At 70.1% G+C, this 15424-nt stretch carries 13 protein-coding genes; 8 read left to right on the top strand and 5 right to left on the bottom strand.

The features are described 5' to 3' along the window. Window positions 1-63 precede the first annotated feature (63 nt). Together H1D24_RS25555 and H1D24_RS25560 are read right to left on the bottom strand one after the other, a co-directional pair. Complete coding sequence (locus H1D24_RS25555; protein WP_181660011.1) at window positions 64-1701, bottom strand: N-acyl-D-amino-acid deacylase family protein; 1638 nt, start codon at window positions 1699-1701, stop codon at window positions 64-66. Window positions 1702-1885: 184 nt separating this feature from the next. Next, window positions 1886-3226, bottom strand: coding sequence for an alanine racemase (locus H1D24_RS25560; protein WP_181660012.1), 1341 nt, complete (start codon window positions 3224-3226; stop codon window positions 1886-1888). Between the two features lie 134 nt (window positions 3227-3360). On the opposite strand from H1D24_RS25560, the gene H1D24_RS25565 reads away from it, so the two are divergent. From H1D24_RS25565 to H1D24_RS43650, 5 genes are all read left to right on the top strand, one after another. Continuing rightward, on the top strand, window positions 3361-4452 hold the full coding sequence (locus tag H1D24_RS25565; protein WP_181660013.1) for a sugar kinase: 1092 nt from the start codon (window positions 3361-3363) through the stop codon (window positions 4450-4452). Continuing rightward, window positions 4449-5249, top strand: a complete 801-nt coding sequence (locus tag H1D24_RS25570) for an IclR family transcriptional regulator (RefSeq protein WP_181660014.1) — start codon at window positions 4449-4451, stop codon at window positions 5247-5249. The genes H1D24_RS25565 and H1D24_RS25570 overlap by 4 nt, the downstream gene beginning before the upstream one ends. 54 nt (window positions 5250-5303) lie before the next feature. Beyond that, window positions 5304-5714 (top strand): RidA family protein, encoded by a 411-nt coding sequence (locus H1D24_RS25575; protein ID WP_181660015.1) that lies wholly within the window; start codon window positions 5304-5306, stop codon window positions 5712-5714. A 167-nt stretch (window positions 5715-5881) separates the two neighbouring features. Next, window positions 5882-7390, top strand: a complete 1509-nt coding sequence (locus H1D24_RS25580) for a GntP family permease (protein WP_181660016.1) — start codon at window positions 5882-5884, stop codon at window positions 7388-7390. 173 nt (window positions 7391-7563) lie between these two features. Further along, on the top strand, window positions 7564-8376 hold the full coding sequence (locus tag H1D24_RS43650; protein ID WP_181660017.1) for a hypothetical protein: 813 nt from the start codon (window positions 7564-7566) through the stop codon (window positions 8374-8376). A 160-nt stretch (window positions 8377-8536) separates the two neighbouring features. Here the strand turns inward: H1D24_RS43650 and H1D24_RS25590 are convergent, their stop codons facing one another. After that, complete coding sequence (locus H1D24_RS25590; protein ID WP_181660018.1) at window positions 8537-9883, bottom strand: M14 family metallopeptidase; 1347 nt, start codon at window positions 9881-9883, stop codon at window positions 8537-8539. A gap of 209 nt (window positions 9884-10092) precedes the next feature. On the opposite strand from H1D24_RS25590, the gene H1D24_RS25595 reads away from it, so the two are divergent. Next, window positions 10093-11502 carry an Nramp family divalent metal transporter gene (locus tag H1D24_RS25595; RefSeq protein ID WP_181660019.1) on the top strand — a complete coding sequence of 470 codons (1410 nt, stop codon included), beginning with the start codon at window positions 10093-10095 and terminating at the stop codon, window positions 11500-11502. An 11-nt stretch (window positions 11503-11513) separates the two neighbouring features. Here the strand turns inward: H1D24_RS25595 and H1D24_RS25600 are convergent, their stop codons facing one another. Then, entirely contained in the window at window positions 11514-12803 is a 1290-nt protein-coding gene (locus H1D24_RS25600; protein WP_181660020.1) for a hypothetical protein, read from the bottom strand. Window positions 12804-12891: 88 nt separating this feature from the next. Further along, the gene (locus H1D24_RS25605; RefSeq protein ID WP_181660021.1) at window positions 12892-13407 is read right to left on the bottom strand and encodes a SigE family RNA polymerase sigma factor; all 516 of its coding nucleotides are present in this window, start codon (window positions 13405-13407) and stop codon (window positions 12892-12894) included. A 335-nt stretch (window positions 13408-13742) separates the two neighbouring features. Here H1D24_RS25605 and H1D24_RS25610 point away from each other — a divergent pair, with 335 nt between their 5' ends. Together H1D24_RS25610 and cpaB are read left to right on the top strand one after the other, a co-directional pair. After that, entirely contained in the window at window positions 13743-14621 is an 879-nt protein-coding gene (locus H1D24_RS25610; protein WP_181660022.1) for a hypothetical protein, read from the top strand. An 83-nt stretch (window positions 14622-14704) separates the two neighbouring features. Then, complete coding sequence (gene cpaB, locus H1D24_RS25615) at window positions 14705-15412, top strand: Flp pilus assembly protein CpaB (RefSeq protein ID WP_181660023.1); 708 nt, start codon at window positions 14705-14707, stop codon at window positions 15410-15412. The last annotated feature ends 12 nt before the right edge of the window (window positions 15413-15424 follow it).

A 15424-nucleotide genomic window follows, 5' to 3' on the forward strand; every position in this document is an offset into this window, starting at 1 on the left:
CAGGGCGGCCGCAGGCGGTGCGCTGAGCAGCGCTCGTACGCCCCGGGCGGACCCGGGGCGGAGTCACCGTGCGCCGGCGCCCCGGATCGCACGTCCCGCGAGGGCACCGGTGCGCCGTCCGTCCTCGATCACGAAGCGGCCGTCGATCAGTACGTGCGGGATGCCCGTCGGCAGGGCCCGCGGCGCCTCGAACGTCGATCCCGCCGCGACCGTCTCCGGGTCGAAGAGCACCAGGTCGGCGCGGTAGCCCTCGCGTACGAGCCCCCGGTCGGCGAGGCGGAGGCGGGCCGCGGGACGTCCGCTGAGGTGGGCGACGCACTCCTCGAGGGAGAGGACGCCCAACTCCCGAACGTACCGGCCGAGATACTGCGGGAACGTCCCGTACGCCCGCGGGTGCGGCTTGTCGCCCTGCAGGATCCCGTCCGAGCCGCCGGTGTGCACGCGGTGGCGCATGATCGCCTGCACGTTCTCCTCGTGCCCCACGTGCTGGAGGATCGTCGAGCCGAGGCGGTCCTCCAGGAGTAGACGGCGAGCGGTGACCCAGGGCTCCTCGCCGCGCGCGTCGGCCGACTGCTGGATCGTCCTGCCGACGTGGGAGCCGAGCCCCGGCTGGGAGACGCCCGAGATCTCGATCGTGTCCCACTCGATCGGCACGCCGTGGCAGCCGTCCGCGCCGACGATCTCCATGTGGTGGCGTATCCGCTCGGCGGTCTCGTCGTCGCGGAGGCGGGTCAGGATCGCCGCCGGACCGCCCTCGCTCGCCCAACTCGGCAGCATGGCCACCAGAGTCGTACAGCCGGGGGTGTACGGATACGTGTCCAGGCTGATGTCCGCCCCGGCGTCGAGCGCGTCGTCGAGGAGGGTGAGGAGCTCAGGGGCGCGGCCCTTGTTCACGCCGAAGTTCATGGTGGCGTGGGCGAGATGGAGGGGGCAGCCGGCGGTGCGGGTCAGCTCCACCATCTCCGCGTACGCCTCCAGGGCGCCCGCGCCGTACGAGCGGTGGTGCGGGCAGTAGTAGCCGCCGTGCGCGGCCACCACCCGGCACAGCTCGGCGAGTTCGGAGTCCTTGGCGTACATGCCGGGCGTGTAGGTGAGGCCGGACGACATGCCGACGGCGCCCTGCTCCATGCCCTCGGCCACCAGCCGCCGCATGTGGTCCAGCTCGGCGGGCGTCGCCTCGCGGTCGTCCCAGCCGACGGCGAGCATACGGACGGTGCCCTGCGGAATCAGATACGCCGCGTTGACGGCGATGCCCTCGCCGTCGAAGCCGTGGTCCAGACGGTCCAGGTACTCGCCGACCGAGCGCCAGCTGAAGTCGATGCTCTCGTCCCCGGGACCGCCGCCGTTCCAGCCGGTGATGGCCGTGCGGACCTCGGCGAGGGTGCGGTCGTCGACGGGCGCGTACGACAGGCCGTCCTGGCCGATGACCTCCAGGGTCACGCCCTGGGCGGCCTTCGCGCTGTGGTCCGGGTCGCGGAGGAGGGCGAGATCGCTGTGGGCGTGCATATCGATGAAACCGGGGGCGAGGGCCAGGGCGTCCGCCTCCAGCGTGCGGTGGCCGCCGCCGGCGGCCAGGCGCGGAGCGCCGTCCGACTCGCGGCGGATCTCGGCGATCCGGCCGCCGTCGATACGGATGTCGGCGCGGTACGAGGGGTCGCCGGTGCCGTCGAGCACGCGTACGCCACGGATGACCAGGTCCATCGGTTGCCCTTTCCCCGGGCTCCGCCCGGGTTGTCTCCCGCGCCTCCGGCGCGTGCCTTTCCGGGCTTCGCCCGGGCCTTTTCTCCGCGCCTCCGGCGCGGTTTCTCCCACCCGCCCGCCCTGCATTCGCGGGCTCCGCCCGCCCGGTCTCCCGCGCCTCCGGCGCGTAGCTTCGCGGCCCCCGTCAGAAGAACGTCCGCACGTACTCCGTCACCGTCCCATCCGCCTCCACCACCGGGATCAGCTGCCACTTGTCGAACGATGTGCACGGGTGCGACAGGCCAAGGCCGACCCAGTCGCCGACCTCCAGATCGGCCTCCGCGGAGGTGCGCAGCCAGCCGTGCTGGTCCGAGAGGCCGGTGACCTCGATCCCGGTCGCCTGGCGCTCGGCGCCGTCGCGGGCGCCCCGGACCACCTGTGCCTGCGGCAGGTGCAGATCGTACGCGGCGTCCCGCTTGCCCGCGTTGACGAATGCCTGGTCCGCGGTGGGCCGCGAGACGACCTGGGCCCACAGCCGGAACGCCGGGTGCAGCGCGCCCTCCTCCGGGATCCGGTTGAACGGCGTCACATGCTTGTAGTGGCCGTCGTCGTGCGACACGTAGGCGCCCGAGCGCAGCAACTTCAGGACGGGCAGGGAGAGTTCGGGGATCTCTGCGAAGACGTCCGCCACCGCGTCGAACCAGGCGCTGCCGCCCGCGCTGACGACGATCTCGTCGAGACCGGCCCCGGACCCCAACCCGGACGTCGCCGACGCCGACCCGGACGACGCCGACCCCGACCCGGAGAAGCGGCCCGCCTTGTCGAAGTCCGCCGCGAGCGCCGTCAGGCGGCGCAGCCAGGCGCGGACCCGTTCCGGGTCAGCGTCCGGGACCTCGCCCTCGTATCCCGCGACGCCCACCAGCCGCAGCGTGTCCGCGGCCGCCACCGCGTCCGCGACAGCCATGCAGTCGGCCTCCGTCCGCGCCCCGGTGCGCGCGCCCTCGCCCGCGCCCAGCTCGACGACCACGTCGACCGGGCGTCCGCCGGCCGGCAGCGGGGACAGTGCGGCGTGCATGAGCTCGACACCGCGTACCGAGTCGACGTAGCAGATGAAACGGAACTCCGCGTCCCCGGCGAGCTCCGCCGCCACCCACCGCAGGGCCGCGGCGTCCACCAGCTCGTTCGCCAGGAAGACGCGCTGGATGCCGAACGCCCGCGCCACCCGCACCTGGTGCGGCACCGCGAGCGTGATGCCCCACGCGCCGTGCTCGATCTGGCGGTGGAAGAGCTGGGGGGCCATGGAGGTCTTGCCGTGCGGTGCGAAGGCGAGGCCGTGGCGGGTCGCGTACGTCTCCATGAGCTTGAGGTTGTGCTCCAGGCGCTCGGCGGAGAGAGCGAGGACCGGAGTGGCGAAGCCGTCGGTGAAGAGGTTGCGGCGCTGGGCGGCCAGCTCGCCGACGGTCAGGCCGTCGGCGTCCGGCGGGAGGCCCTTGAAACGGTGGTCGACGCGTTCGGCGGCCAGGCGGGCGAGCGCTTCGGCACTCATGGAGCCTCCCTGATGAGTATGTTGCACGCTGTGCAACGCGCATTGCGTATGACGTTTCCTGCTGTCTAACATCCCCAGCGAACACCGGTCAATGCAGCCGCTGCGACCCGAGACCACGAGGAGCCGCGACCATCGTGACCACCGACGGACTCTCCCCTGTCCCCGATGTCGTGGACGTCGTCACGCTCGGCGAGTCCATGGTCACCTTCCTGCCCTCCCGCCCGGGCCGCCTCGCCGACGTACCGTCCTTCGACCGGGCCATCGGCGGCGCGGAGTCGAACGTGGCGTGCGTACTGGCGGCCGCCGGCCATTCCACGCGGTGGGTCAGCCGGGTCGGCGCCGACGGGTTCGGCGACCACCTGGTCGAGACGATCGGCGGGTACGGCGTCGACGTCACGTCCGTGCGGCGTGACCCGGAGCGCCCCACCGGCATCTACTTCCGCACGGCCGGCGACCGCGCCACCGACGCCCACGAGGTGGCGTACTACCGGGCGGGATCGGCGGCCTCGGCGATGGCGGCCGACAGCGTGGACCTGGACGCCCTTCGTGCGGGTCGCATCCTGCACCTCTCCGGGATCACGGCCGCGCTGTCCGAGGAGTGCCTCGGCCTCATGCGGGAGCTGACGGCGTCCCGTCCCGGTCGCCCGCTCGTCTCCTTCGACGTCAACCACCGGCCCGGGCTGTGGCGCGAAGCCGACGGTCCGCGCGTACTGCTGGAGCTGGCGCGCGGAGCCGACATCGTGTTCGTGGGGGACGACGAGGCGCGGGAGGCGTGGGGGCTGCACGGCGTACGCGCCATCCGCGAGGCGCTGCCCGAGCCGGAGATCGTGGTCGTCAAGCAGGGTAAGGGCGGAGCGACCGTGCTCGACAAGAACGTCGACGGCCTGAACGAGGACGCCACGGGCACCGCCACCTTCGTACGTGCGCTGGACATCGACGTCGTGGCCCACGTCGGCGCCGGCGACGCCTTCGCCGCCGGGTTCCTGTCGGCCACGCTGCGCGGCCTCCCCGTACGCGACCGCCTGCGGCACGGCCACCTCATGGCCGCCGCCGCCCTCACCGTCCCCGGCGACCTCGGCACCCCTCCGGCCCGGAGCCACGCCGACCGCCTGGCCGCCCTCGACGACAACGCGTGGGGGACACTTCGACTGGGCCCCGGCTGGACGGACGCCGTCACCGAGGACGCGCACGAGACGGAGGCCAAGGAGGAGGTACGCACCCCATGAGCCAGACCGTCGACCGCGCGCTGAGCATCCTGCCGCTGCTCGCCGAGGGACCCGCCGACCTGGGGCAGGTCGCCGACCGCCTCGGCGTCCACAAGTCCACCGCGCTGCGGCTCCTGCGCACCCTGCACGAGCACGGCCTCGTCCACCGCCAGGCCGACCAGCGCTATCGCCTGGGCGCCCGCCTCTTCGCCCTCGCGCAGGAGGCCGTCGAGAACCTCGACATACGGGAGATCGCCCACCCCTACCTCGTCGACCTCAACGAGAAGTGCGGGCACACCGTGCATCTCGCCGTGTACGAGGAGAACGAGGTCCTCTACATCGACAAGGTCGAGAGCCGCTACCCGGTGCGCATGTACTCGCGTATCGGCAAGCCGGTCGCCATCACGGTCGCGGCCGTCGCCAAGCTGATCCTCGCCGATCTCCCCGAGGCCGAGCGGCGCGCGCTCGCCGAGAAGCTCGACTACCCCATGTACACGGCCCGTTCGATCCCGAACGCCGCCGCCTTCCTCAAGGAGCTGGCGACCGTACGCGAACAGGGCTGGGCCACCGACCTCGGTGGCCACGAGGAGTCCATCAACTGCATTGCCGCGCCCATCCGCGGTGCGGACGGGCGGGTCGTCGCGGCCATGTCCGTCTCCGCGCCGAACGTCGTCGTCACCGCCGAGGAACTCCTCACGCTGCTCCCGCTGGTGCGCCGCACCGCCGACGCCATCACCCGTGAGTACTCGGGCAGCGCCCCTGCGAGGGACACCCCCACCTCGCACGGCCCGGCACGGCCCGTCCCCGGAAAACCCTGAAAAACCCGCAAAGACCCGCAAAGACCCGGAAAGACCCGGAAAGAAATGAGCGACATGACCGAGAAGACCGCCCTCACCCCGGCCACCCACACCACCCCGCCCGCCAAGTTCTCGCATGGAGTCAGGAAGGGCAACATCCTCCAGGTCGCGGGCCAGGTCGGCTTCCTCCCGGCAGTCGAGGGCGAGGCCCCCACGCCCGCCGGCCCGACCCTGCGCGAGCAGACGCTGCAGACCTTCGCCAACGTCAAGGCGATCCTCGAAGAGGGCGGTGCCACCTGGGACGACGTGATGATGATGCGCGTCTACCTGACCGACGTCGACCACTTCGCGGAGATGAACGAGATCTACAACGCCTACTTCGACGAGCAGGGGCTCAAGCAGCCCCCGGCCGCCCGTACGACCGTCTACGTCGGCCTCCCCAAGGGCCTGCTCATCGAGATCGACGCGCTGGCCGTCCTCGGCTGACATCGCTCACCGCGTCACCGTCCCCGTCGTTCGACGGCTCACCCACAGGCTGCTGACGCCCATCAACTCCCCGCACGCCGTACATCACGGCACGGCGCCCGCCCCTGGCGCGCCGTGCCGCGATCCCCCCTGCCCGAAAGCCCCATGGAATTACGAGGCCCCCCTCCATGTCCCTGTCCTTGTCCCCGCTCGCCGCGAACGCGTCCCCACTCGCGGCATCCGCCCCCGCAGAGACGCCACCCCACACCGGCGGTCTCCTCGCCCTCGTCGACGGAACCGCGGGCCTGCTCACGGTCGCGGCCCTCGGCATCCTGCTGCTGCTCTTCCTGATCATCAAGGTGCGGCTGCAGCCGTTCGTCGCGCTGCTCGCCGTCTCCATAGCCGTCGGCCTCGCCGCAGGTCTCTCGGTCACCGAACTCTTCGGCACCGTCCAGAAGTCCGACGCCGTCTCGCTCATCGAGTCCGGCATGGGCGGCATCCTCGGCCATGTGGCGATCATCATCGGCCTGGGCACGATGCTCGGCGCGATCCTCGAGGTCAGCGGCGGTGCGGAGGTCCTCTCCTCCCGTCTGCTCAACCTCTTCGGCGAGAAGCGCGCGCCGCTCGCCATGGGCCTCACCGGCCTGATCTTCGGTATCCCGGTCTTCTTCGACGTCGGCATCTTCGTCCTCGCGCCGATCGTGTACGCCGCCGCCAAGCGCTCCGGCAAGTCGATCCTGCTGTACTGCATGCCGCTGCTCGCGGGCCTGTCGATGACCCACGCGTTCCTGCCGCCGCACCCCGGCCCGGTCGCCGCCGCGGGTCTGCTCAAGGTGGACCTCGGCTGGGTCATCCTGATGGGCATCGTCTGCGGCATCCCGGCCGTGCTCGCCGCCTGGGCGTACTCCGCGTGGATCGGCAACCGCATCTTCGTGCCCGTACCGCAGGACATGGTCGAGGCCGCCGACGAGGCCAAGGCCGCAGTCGTCGCCGAGCAGGAGGCCGCGGGCCGCCAGGCGCCCGAGAAGCCGGTCCCGCTGAGCACCGTCTTCCTGATCATCGGCACCCCGCTGGTCCTGATCCTGGCCGCCACCTTCTCCTCGATCGCCTTCGACCCGTCGACGGGCCGCTCGGTCATCGAGTTCTTCGGCAACCCGTTCGTGGCGCTGACCATCGCCCTGTTCATGGCGTACTACCTGCTGGGCATCCGCCGCGGCTGGTCCCGCAAGTCCCTTGAGCGGGTGTCGACTTCGTCGCTGAAGCCGGTCGGCAACATCCTGCTCGTGGTAGGCGCCGGCGGCATCTTCGGTGCCGTCCTCAAGGGCAGCGGTGTCGCCCAGGCGCTGTCCGACACCTTCAGCGATATCGGTCTGCCGGTCATCGTCCTGGCCTATCTGATCTCGCTGGTCCTGCGAGTCGCCCAGGGTTCGGCCACGGTCGCGATCGTCACCACGGCGGGCATCGTCTGGCCCCTCATCGAGGCCGGCGACCACTCGCAGCCCTTCGTCGCCCTGGTGATCATGGCCATCTCGGCGGGCTCGATCTTCGCCTCGCACGTCAACGACGGCGGATTCTGGATCGTGGCGAAGTACTTCGGGATCTCCGAGCGGGACACCCTGAAGTCCTGGACCGTCCTGGAATCCGTCCTGTCCGTGGCGGGCTTCGTCGTGGCGGCGGTGCTGAGCCTGTTCGTGTAGGCGGACAACCGGCTGTTTCGGTACGGCAGTTCCGGTACGGCAGTTCCGGTACGGCGATTCCGGTACGGCGATTCCGGCCGTACCGGAACAGCCGGGACTCTTCCCGTCGGGGTAATCGGGGCAATCGGGGGGTCGGGCGCCGCGGACACAGGGTCGTCGTCCATACTGCCGCCGTGGAGCAGCGCAGAGGTCCGAACATTCAGCCCGTGCACGCCGCCGCGACCGACCCGGCGTACGTCCCCGGTATCACGACGCCCCGCCTCGCCGCCGATCCGGAAGAGACGGTGTCATCGGCGGACACCGCGGCGGAGACGGAGCCCAGGGAGGCCGTCGCCGAGGGGAACGCCGCCGAGGGGAACGCCTCCGAGACGCCGGAAGTTGAGGAGATCGCGGAGGCGCGTGACGCCGGTGGTCGCGAGGCTTCTTCGGGCGCACTCGAAGCCGATGACTCCGGCGACTCCAGCGGCTCCGGCGACTCCGATGTCGCCGGCGACCCAGACTCCGGTGACTCCGGCGACGCCGACTCCGGCGACGGCCCGGTCTTCGAGGCCGCCGACCGCCGCGGTTCGATCACCGCGGACCACAGCGGCGTACGCCTCCGACTGGACGACCAGGAGTGCGAGTTCCGCTGGGACGAGATCGGCGCGGTCGAGATCGAGACGTCCCGGTTCGGGCGCTGGTTCACGGTCACGGTCCATACGCCGGACCGCCGCTGGTACCCGGCCGACATCGAGGTCAAGGACAAGAGCCGCCTCCAGGAGTGGACGGACCAGCTCGACGCGGTTCTGGACGCCTACTTCGAGGACGGCGCCGAGGACGAGGCGGCCACCGAGACCGACGCCGAGAGCGCCGAGACGGACGCCGAGAGTGCCGAGACCGACGCCGAGAGCGCCGAGACCGACGCCCAGAGCGCCGACAAGCGCGACAAGGCCGAGAACTGCGACAAGGCCAAGACCAAGGTCAACGCTGGCGACAGGGACGACTGACCGCCTGGCACCCCGGTTCGGCCGCCAGCCGCTCCGACCGTTCCGGCCTCTCCCGTGAGGCCGGAACGGCCTCACGGGAGAGGCCGTGCGGCGGCACCCGCTGTACCGAATGCCCCGCCGACCGGGGCCACCCGCCGTAGCGAGTGGCCCCGCGGCCGGATCAGGCAGCGCAGTACTGCGCCGCCTTCCCGATCGACCGGTACATGCAGTCCGCGTTCTCCACCAGCTGCAGCACCGCGTCCCGGTTGCGCGACGTCTCGCGGTCGATGACCTCGTCGGGCGGGTAGAAGCCGCCGCCGGAGCTGGACGACGGGTACATCTCGAAGGTGTAGCCGAAGATCTTCTGCGATCCCCACAGCCAGTCGTCGATCGAGCCGTCCGTGATGTAGAGGTCGCTGGACTGCTCGGCGGTGTAGCCGTTGCTGGCGGCCATCTTCCCGCCGACGGCCGCGAACGCGTCGCGGTCGTCCTGGGTCATGCCGGTGGCGGTGTCCGAGTACGTGTAGCCGTACGGCCAGAGCACCAGCTCGCTGTAGGTGTGGAAGTCGATGCCCGCCGTGATCTGCTGCTTGCCGCCGACCACGCGGCTGCGCACGAAGTCGGCGACGACCTTTACCTCGGGCGCGGACTCGGCCGACGGGCCGCGGTAGGTGTCGGACGACGTGGAGCCGGACGAGCCGCCGCAGCAGCCCCACCGGTAGGCCCAGTTGCGGTTGAGGTCCGTGCCGACGTACGACGAACCGCTGTTGGGCTGGCGGTTCTTGCGCCAGCTGCGGTAGGAGCCGGTGGCGATGTCGTACTCGCCGCCGTCGGGGTTGAGGTCCGGGAGGATCCAGATCTCGCGGCCGTTGACGGCGTTGGTGATACGCGAGTCGCTGCCGTAGTCCTCGCCGAACTCCTTGAGGAGATACAGCGCCATCTCGACGGTGAGGTGCTCGCGCGCGTGCTGGTGGTGCGTGAAGAGGACCTCGGGCTCGGCCTCGTCCGTGGCCACGTTGTCGCTGATCTTGACCGCGACGATGTCGCGGCCCTGGTAGGACTTGCCGATGACGCGCTTGCTCATGATGTTCGGGTACTGGGCGATGCGCTGGTCGATCTCCGCGGTCATCTCGGCGTAGTTGTGGTACTTGGAGTCGGCCGAGGGGAAGTCGAGCGGTTCGACGCCCGCTTCGCCGCTGCGGTCCGGGACCGCGCCCAGCGCCTCGAGTTCGTAACCCAGCGCGCGGAGCTTCCCGGCCTCCGCGGCGTCGGCGGAGACCACGACCACATGGCCGTCGGACTCGTCGATCGTGACGCCCGTCTTGGCGAGGGTCGTGCGGGTCACGCGGTTGGAGTGCAGATGGATCTCGTACTGGCGGACGGTCTCGTCCTTGCGGACGGCGTCGGCGGTGGCTGCCGCCGTTCTTCCGCCGTCGGGTGAGGCGACGGCGGTGATCGGCGCGGCGAGTGCCGCGGCGAGCAGGGCCGCGAGGATGGCGGACCGCTTGCCGCGTAAGCGAAGTCGCATGAATTCTCCTGGATTTCCGGGTTCTCCGGGGGATTCACCTGGTGTCTCCCGGTGGGGAGCAGGTGTGGAGCGGGGGGTGGCTCTGCGACGTACGTGGTGCGGGTGTGGCGCCCATAGTCCGGGTCATGGCATGACCCGGTCAAGGGCACCTCAAGGGCTCACTGCGCGCCCCCTTGTGCGTTCGTGTTCTTTACGCTTTCTTGATCCGCATGGCGGAGACGACGGACACGACAGGGACAGGGCCGGAAGAACACAGGAACAACAAGAACGGGGCAGGCGCCGGAGCCGACGGCGCGACCTCCCCGCCCCGCAAGTCGAGTTGGAAGTACATCGGTCCGGGCATCGTCGTAGCCGCGACAGGTGTCGGCGCCGGTGACCTCGTCGCGACGCTCGTCGCGGGCAGCAACTTCGGCTACACCCTGCTCTGGGCCGCCGTCGTCGGCTGCCTCGTCAAGATCTCGCTCGCCGAGGCGGCAGGCCGCTGGCATCTGTCGACCGGCCGCACCCTCTTCGACGGCTGGCACAGCCTGGGCCGCTGGACGACGGCCTTCTTCGTCGTCTACGTCGTCATCTGGGGCTTCGTGTACGGCGCGGCGGCGATGTCGTCGAGCGCGCTGCCGCTCCAGGCGCTGTTCCCGGACGTGTTCCCGGCGGACTGGTCGATCAAGCCGTGGGCGATCATCTGCGGTCTCGTCGGCCTGGCCTTCGTCTGGTTCAACAAGTACGAGGTCTTCGAGAAGGTCATGACGGTCCTCGTCGGCGTCATGTTCGTCGTGACCGTCTACCTGGCCATCCGCGTCACGCCGAATCTCGGCGACGCCTTCGCCGGCCTGCTGCCCGTGATCCCCGACGAGAAGGACTCGGTGCTCAACACGCTCGGCCTCATCGGCGGCGTCGGCGGCACGATCACGCTTGCCGCGTACGGCTACTGGGTCAACGCCAAGGGCTGGACGAACACGAGCTGGATGAAGGTGATGCGCCTCGACAACCGCGTCGCGTACATCACCACCGGCATCTTCGTCATCGCCATGCTCTTCGTCGGTGCCGAACTGCTGCACGCCTCGCACACCGCCATCGCGAGCGGCGACAAGGGCCTGATCGACCTCACCGCGATCCTGGACGACGAGTACGGCACGGCGACCGCCAAGCTGTTCCTGGTCGGCTTCTTCGCCACGTCGTTCACGTCGCTGATCGGCGTATGGCACGGCGTCAGCCTGATGTTCGCGGACTTCGTGGAGCGGTACCGCAAGGACCGGGTGCGGGCGGCCGGATCGGCGATCCCGGGCACGGAGGCCGCCGTCACCGGCGAGGAGGTGGCCTCCGGCCGCCGCGAGAAGTCCCTCCCCTTCCGCGCCTACCTCCTCTGGCTGACGTTCCCGCCGATCATCCTGCTCTTCCAGGGCCAGCCGTTCCGCCTGGTGATCCTCTACGGCGTCCTGGGCGCGGCCTTCATGCCGTTCCTCGCCCTCACCCTGGTCTGGCTCCTCAACTCCTCCCGCACCCCCCGCGAATGGCGCAACGGCATCCTCAGCAACGCGATGCTGACCATCGCCGGCCTGCTGTTCGTCGTGCTGTGCGTGAAGCAGATCTGGGACCAGCCGTGGTCTGAGTTCTTCTGACGGGCCTGGTTCTAGCGGCCCTCCTGCCACTTCGCACTGGTGGCGATCCTCTTCAGCTGATCCATGGTCAGGGCGGGTGCCTCACGTGTGGCCCCGCCCTGCAGGCCGGCGGCGTTGGAGGCCATGATCACCACACGGTCGCCGTTGGTCCGCAGGACGTCGACGGTCCGTACGACGACACCCGCCCGGCCCTTCTCGTCCGGTGCCTCCCGCGTCAGCAAGAGCGTGCCGTCCGGCAGCTCCTCGGCCCCTGCCATATGGCCGCTCAGCGCCTCACCCATGTTCGACTGCACGTTGATCTGGACCATGCTCTCGCCCTTGCCGTCGTCCACGACGACATACGCGTAGTCGGGCTCCTGGCCGCCCTTCGCGGTCACCTTCATGTTCTCGGGGAGCAGCGATGCGAGCGTCGTCCCAACCGATGCGACATCGGCGCCCGGAGGGGCGCTGGTGCTGCTCGACGGCTTCGGGGTGATGGAGTACCGGGGGTCCTCGGGGATGGCGTCGACGGCCGTACGCCACGCCGCGGCGGTGACCACGTCCTTCAACTGGGCGGTGGTCAAGGGCGGTTCCTCCCTGGTGACCGGCGCGTCCTTCTCGGCCTCGGCGTTCCACTCGTTCACGGTGATGTGGTGTCCCTGCGGGGTGACGAGCGACGCGTACCAGTGCTTCGTGTCCACGCGGCGGTCCGGGTACTCGTACCCCTGGAAGAGCAGGAGCCCCGAGCCGTCGGGCAGTGTGCTCGCGGTGCAGGTGTCGTACGAGACCAGCCTCTTGTCCGGGCATTCGGTCCACTCGCGGGCCTGCTCGCTCCCTGGCTGGATCCGGTTCAGGGAGACCCCGACGGCCGCACCGCCCTTGCCGTCGTCGTACACGACCTGGGCGTACGGCATCGGCGGCGCTTCGTCCCCGCCCTCACCGGTGCCCCGGCCCTGCTCCTCGCTGAACTTGCCCGCAGGGAGCAGCTTCTTGAGGGTGCGGACCAGGTCGGCGGCGGAGACCTCGCCGTCGTCCTCGGCGGGCCGGGGCGGTGCCGCCCGGCCGGCGGCCACGGACTGCCGTCCGTCCTCGTCGCCGCCCCAGGGCACGAGCAGCGTCCCGCCCACTCCCACGAGGGCGACCGCGGCCACGCCTCCCGCGACGGCCGCCCTGCGCCGTAGCAGGAGCCTGCGGCCGCGCGCCGCGCCTGCGGTGGAGAGGGTGCTCCGGTCGGTCTCGAAGCCGCCACCGGCGTGGCGGAGAGCTTCGCCGAGCCGGTCTTCGAAGTGGTCGTCGTGTTCCTTGTGATCTTCAACGGGCATGGCAAACCACCGTCTCTGCAAGGTCGTGGGAATGAGAGGAAAGTGCGGTCCAGGAAGGGGATCGCCGGGCATCTCGCCCAGCGGGCAGTCAGGGCGCCGCATACTCGCTGAGGCCGTCGCCCAGCAGCACCCGCAGCCTGGCGAGGGCACGGACGCTGCGCGTACGCACCGCGGCCGAGCTGGCGTTCATCGCCTCGGCGGTCTCCTCGATGCTCCGGTCCTCCCAGTAGCGCAGGACCACCACGGCCCGGTCCTTGGCGGGGAGTCGGCCCAGCGCCTCGAGGAGGGTCAGCCGCAGAGACGTGTCGGCGTCCGCGGTACGCGGATCGGGCAGGTCGGGAAGGACGTCCGTGGCGCGTTCCGTGCTGCTGCGGCGCCGCTGGTGGGTGAGGAACACACGGGTGAGGACGGTCTGGGCGTACCCGGCCGGGTTGTCGGCCCGGAAAACCCGTCTCCAGCTGACGTACAGGCGGCCCAGCGTCTCCTGGACCAGATCCTCGGCGAGATGCGTGTCACCGGCCGTGAGCAGGCAGGCGGACCGGTAGAGATGTCCGGCCCGCGCCGCGGCGAACTCCGCGTAGTCGTCCGCTCGAGCCTGTCTCATGCTGTGTCCCCCGCGTTGTCTCGGACCGCCCTCACCCCATTGATGCGGTGGACCCCACGGAATGTTTCACGGGGCGCCACGATGCGCCCAGCCACCCGGCGCAGCTCATACGAGGCGGACCGCCAACCCCCGTCACCCGTCCCTTCTTCGTCTGACTTGCCCATGTCTGATGGAAGTTGGTGCACAATCGCCCGCCATGGTTCGCCTCACAGAGAGAGAAGGACTGTGTTCCAAGCGTGTTGGGCGTGGATAAAGTGCTGAGGTAGCTGCGCAGTGCTGTCAACGACCCACGGCTGCGGGGTCTGGCGACAGCCGGAGTGAAACGGGGGAACGACGTGCCGACCGTTATCGCCGTCACCAGCCCTGACCTGGTGCTGCCACCAGAAGATCAACAAACCCCGCCCGCGGTCCCGCTCCAATCCCCTGACGCCCAGCCTCTGGAACACGCGCTCGCGGACATGCAGACGCTGATCGACCAGCACGGCTATGTGATCGTGGTCTACTCCGCGGCGACTCCCACCCCGATGCAGCATCGGCTGCACACCGTGCGATCCATCCTGGAGACCGACCGGATCGCCCTGTTCAGGTCGGACCTCCCGCCGCTGGGACTCGCCGTCCTGGTCCGGCAGCTGCGGCAGCTGTCCCTCTGCGACCTCACTGCCGGAGTGGTCGCCTCCGCGGCCCGGCTGCTCACCCACTACATCCACGCGGGCGCGCTGCTCAACTCCGTCGCCAGGCTCGACCGCGTCCCGGTCGGCCTGAAGTCGCACGCGAAGTCCTGGGTGCCCGGCAGCCAGTTCGGCGTGGTCGCCAACCCCGCACCGCAGCTGGTGAAGATCGGCCCCGGAGCAGCCCTCGCCGGGCCGGAGTTCGGTACGTGGCTGCTGGTCGCCCGCGGGCAGTTGGAGTCCGACTGGGTCAAGGACACCCTCGCCCGCTCCTGGCAGGTGCAGGGGGTGCGCGAGGCCGTACTGCCCGCCGAGTCCGCCCGCTGGTGGGGCACGTCGAAGCTGATCGAGTTCGCCACCTACCTGCCGGACCTGTCCATCCTCTACCAGCTGGTGACCTCCGTACGCCGGGACCGCTGCCACTGGTGCGCCCTCGAACTCATCGGCGATCGGTGCGTGTTCTGTTCCGCGACACTGCCGGCCCCCGAGAACCAAACTCCCTCCAGGGATGTCCTGAACCACGAGGCACTCGCGCGCCAAGAGTGACGCACCGATCCCACACTCGCCACGTCACAACTGCATCACCCACGTCCGCTCAGCCATCGTCCCCCAATGAGGTTGTACGGCTCATGAATTCCCGCCAGCGCCGCGGAGTGATACTTCTGCTCCTGTCGGTCCTCTGCGCCTTCGGCGCCTTCGCCGGAGTGCTCTCGGTCATCAGCGACGCGAAGTCCAAAGTCGGCCCCGAGGTCACCGCGTACCAACTGAAGTCCGACATCGCGCCCTACACGACCCTGCGCAGCGGCCAGTTCGAGAAGGTCTCGATGCCCAAGCGCTGGCTGTCGCAGAACGCCGTGACCGATCTGTCCGAGATCAACGGGAAGATCGCTGTGACGCAGCTGCGCAAGGGCTCCCTGCTGCAGAGCGACATGATCGTCAAGCGCCCCGAACTGGAGCCGGGCCAGCAGGAGATCGCCATCATGATCGACGCCGAGACCGGCGTCGCGGGCAAGATCACCCCGGGTGCCACGGTCAACGTGTTCGCCACGTTCGCGGGCGAGCAGCAGGGCGACGCCGCCGAGTCACGGATCATCGTGTCGGGCGCCAGGGTCATCGACGTGGGCCGGCTGACCGCTCTCGAACCGAGCGAGGAGGACAGGACCCGCCAGGCCACGCAGGCGGTGCCGATCACCTTCGCGCTCAGCACGATGGACGCCCAGCGCGTCGCGTACGCGGAGTCGTTCGCGCAGCACGTCCGGCTCGCCCTGGTGGCCCCGGGCGGCGACACCACCATCCGTCCCAGCGAGCGGACCTACGAACTCGCCAAGGACAAGTGAGGTTCAGGTTCA

The organism is Streptomyces himalayensis subsp. himalayensis, assembly GCF_013778455.1.
GTDB classification, from domain to species: Bacteria; Actinomycetota; Actinomycetes; order Streptomycetales; family Streptomycetaceae; genus Streptomyces; species Streptomyces himalayensis.

What these genes read in the sequence shown, in the direction of transcription:
- H1D24_RS25555 (WP_181660011.1), bottom strand. Translation starts at nt 1,701, where the DNA reads ATGGACCTGGTCATCCGTGGCGTACGCGTGCTCGACGGCACCGGCGAC.
- H1D24_RS25560 (WP_181660012.1), bottom strand. Translation starts at nt 3,226, where the DNA reads ATGAGTGCCGAAGCGCTCGCCCGCCTGGCCGCCGAACGCGTCGACCAC.
- H1D24_RS25570 (WP_181660014.1), top strand. Translation starts at nt 4,449, where the DNA reads ATGAGCCAGACCGTCGACCGCGCGCTGAGCATCCTGCCGCTGCTCGCC.
- H1D24_RS25575 (WP_181660015.1), top strand. Translation starts at nt 5,304, where the DNA reads ATGACCGAGAAGACCGCCCTCACCCCGGCCACCCACACCACCCCGCCC.
- H1D24_RS25580 (WP_181660016.1), top strand. Translation starts at nt 5,882, where the DNA reads ATGTCCCTGTCCTTGTCCCCGCTCGCCGCGAACGCGTCCCCACTCGCG.
- H1D24_RS25590 (WP_181660018.1), bottom strand. Translation starts at nt 9,883, where the DNA reads ATGCGACTTCGCTTACGCGGCAAGCGGTCCGCCATCCTCGCGGCCCTG.
- H1D24_RS25595 (WP_181660019.1), top strand. Translation starts at nt 10,093, where the DNA reads ATGGCGGAGACGACGGACACGACAGGGACAGGGCCGGAAGAACACAGG.
- H1D24_RS25600 (WP_181660020.1), bottom strand. Translation starts at nt 12,803, where the DNA reads ATGCCCGTTGAAGATCACAAGGAACACGACGACCACTTCGAAGACCGG.
- H1D24_RS25605 (WP_181660021.1), bottom strand. Translation starts at nt 13,407, where the DNA reads ATGAGACAGGCTCGAGCGGACGACTACGCGGAGTTCGCCGCGGCGCGG.
- cpaB (WP_181660023.1), top strand. Translation starts at nt 14,705, where the DNA reads ATGAATTCCCGCCAGCGCCGCGGAGTGATACTTCTGCTCCTGTCGGTC.